Origin of the sequence: Kitasatospora sp. DSM 101779 (assembly GCF_025655475.1) — a bacterium.
Classification (GTDB): domain Bacteria; phylum Actinomycetota; class Actinomycetes; order Streptomycetales; family Streptomycetaceae; genus Kitasatospora.
In genome coordinates, this window is sequence record NZ_JAHTIK010000001.1 from 2736364 (window position 1) to 2739017 (window position 2654).

General features: G+C 76.6%; 2 protein-coding genes. Both read left to right on the forward strand.

The features are described from left to right. The coding region (locus tag KSNIM_RS12640; RefSeq protein ID WP_263103335.1) for a glutamate ABC transporter substrate-binding protein at positions 1 to 866 on the forward strand (866 nt) is incomplete at its 5' end. Between the two features lie 228 nt (positions 867 to 1094). Further along, positions 1095 to 2507 (forward strand): hypothetical protein, encoded by a 1413-nt coding sequence (locus tag KSNIM_RS12645; protein ID WP_263107930.1) that lies wholly within the window; start codon positions 1095 to 1097, stop codon positions 2505 to 2507. Positions 2508 to 2654: the final 147 nt, after the last annotated feature.

Consider the following 2654-nt stretch of genomic DNA (forward strand, 5'->3'; position numbering starts at 1 on the left):
GCACGGCGGGCCCCGCCGGGCCCGCGGCGGTGGAGGCCGTCCCGGCGGCGGCCGCAGCACCCGCGCTGGCGCCGTCCGCGGACTGCGACGTGACGAAGAGCGCGCCGCCCGCCGAGGACCCGGACGGGGCGGCGATCCGGCGGATCCGGCAGCGCGGCTCGCTGGTCGTCGGCGTCGACCAGAACAGCTTCAACTGGGGCTACCGCAACCCGCGGACGGGCCGGATCGAGGGTTTCGACATCGACCTGGCGCACGCGATCGCCGCCTCGGTGCTGGGCGACCCGGAGAAGATCACCTTCCGGACGGTGCCGACCGCCCGACGGATCGACGCGATCAAGAACGGCGAGGTGGACCTGATCACCCGCACCATGACCATCACCTGCGAGCGGCTGAAGGACGTGGCGTTCTCCGTGCCGTACTTCCGCACCGGCCAGCAGGTGGTGGTGCCGCGCGCGGCGAAGGTGACCTCACTGGCCGCTGCCTTCAAGGGGCGGCGGGCCTGCGTGGCCGCGCAGTCCTCCTCGGAGGCCGAGCTGAAGCGGGACCCGCGCGGCACCAGCGCGGTGCGGGTGGTGGAGAACCAGCTGGACTGCCTGGTGCTGATGCAGCTCGGCCAGGTCGACACCACGCTCACCGACGGTTCGCTGGCGGCCGCCCAGGCCGCGCAGGACCCGACCGTGCAGGTGCTCGACGAGGCCCTCTCCGACGCCTACATGGGGGTGGCGGTCAACAAGGGGGCGCCCGACCTGGTGGCCTGGGTGAACCAGGTGCTGGCGGAGTACCGCGCGGGCGGGGGGTGGCAGCGCAGCTACGCGCGCTGGCTGGCGCCCACCATGGGTGCCTCCGCCGCACCGTACCTGCCGTAGTCTCGTCACCCCGTCACCCACTCGTCCCGTTCACCCCACTCGTCCCCGCCACCCGATCGTCGCGTCAAACCGATCGTCGCGTCACCCGATCGTCCCGTCACCCGTCGTCCCGTCACACGAGGCACCGTCACCGACGAGGCCGCGCCGCAGGGCGCGGACGGTGCCGCACCGGCGCCGGACGACCGCACCGGAGAGGAAGGACCGTTGGCAGGAACTGCCGGCCCGGCGATGAGCCGGGAGGAGGTGGACCGCGCACTCGCGCGGCTGGGCGCCGAGCGCGACGCCGTGGAGGCGGCGCTGCTCGACCTGCAGGACCATCCGGGCCGCCGGCTGCTGGAGGGTGCCGCCCTGACCGGGCGCACCCGCGAGCGGTGGTCCGTCGCCGGGCAGGGCCTGTCCGTGCTCTGGGCGCTGTTCGACCGCTACTCGGAGGCGCTGGCCTCGGCACGCGCCGTCCGCTCGCGCCGCAACCGGCCCGGCGCCGCCGAACTGGCGGAACTCGGCGAGCTGCTCGGCGGAGCCTCGGTCACCGTCTCCGGCGGGAAGCTGCCGGACGGCGGCGCCCGGCTCGGCGCACCGGCCCGGCTGGTCGAACGGATCAGCCTCGCCGAGCTGCTGGAGCGGATGAACGCCTGGTACGCGACGGTACTGGAGGTGGCCGCGGCCGCGGACGCCGTCTGGTCGGCGCTGCCCGCCCGGATCGACCTGCTGCTCGCCGAACTGCACCGGGTGCAGATGCTGGCGCTGTCGGTCGGCGTGCGGCCCGGCGGCCACCCGCTCGCCGACGACCTCGCCGAACTGGCCGAGGACCTGGCGGCGCAGCGCACCGAGGTGGTCTCCGACCCGCTGGCGCTGTGGCGGCCCGCCCGGGTGCCCGCGCAGCGGGCGGAGGACGGGCCCGCCACGGCGGCGATGACGGCCGGCACGGCCTCCGGGGTGGTCGACACCTCGCGCTTCGACCGGGCGGGCCGGGCGCTGGACGACGTCCGGGTGGAGCTGGAGGGGCTGCTGCGGCTGCGCGACGAGTCGCACGAGCGGCTGCAGCAGGTCGCCGACCTGCTGCAGCGGGCGGACGCCACGCTCGCCGAGGCCCGGCGGGCCCGCGGCGAGGTGCTGGCGAAGATCGCCGCGACCGAGGTGCCGGCCGTACCGGGCCCGGCCTCGGCGCTCCGCGAGCGGATCGGGCAGGCCGTGGAGCTGCAGCACGGCGGCCAGTGGTACCGGCTGGGACCGCTGCTGGACGCGCTGGAGGATGCGGCCGCCAAGGAGCTCGCCCGCGCCCGGCACTCGCTGACCGAGGTGGCCCAGCCGCTGGCGGTGCGGGCCGAGCTGCGCGGGCGGCTGGAGGCGTACAAGGCGATGGCGGCGCGGCTGCGGATCACCGAGGACCCGGAGGTCGTCGAGCGGTTCGAGAAGGCGCGCTGGCTGCTGTGGAGCGCGCCGTGCGACCTGCGGGCAGCGGCGGAGGCGGTCGCCCGCTTCCAGCAGGCGGTGCGGCCGGCGCCGGCGCTCCCGGCCGGTCCGGGGGTCGCGGCCGGTCCGGGGGTTGCGGACGGCGGGAACGGGCAGGACCACCAGACCCCGGCGGTGCAGGACGGACGGCCGGGGGACGTCGAGGGGGGCGGGGAAGACGATGGGTGAGGCGTGCACGCGGCCGGAGTGCTCCGGCAGCGGCGTGATCGACTCGGACGGCTACTGCGACGAGTGCGGGCTGGCCGCCGCGGCGGCGGGCACCGGACGGGCCGCGGCCGCCGGGCCCGCGGGGGCGACGGCCACGGGCACGGCGGC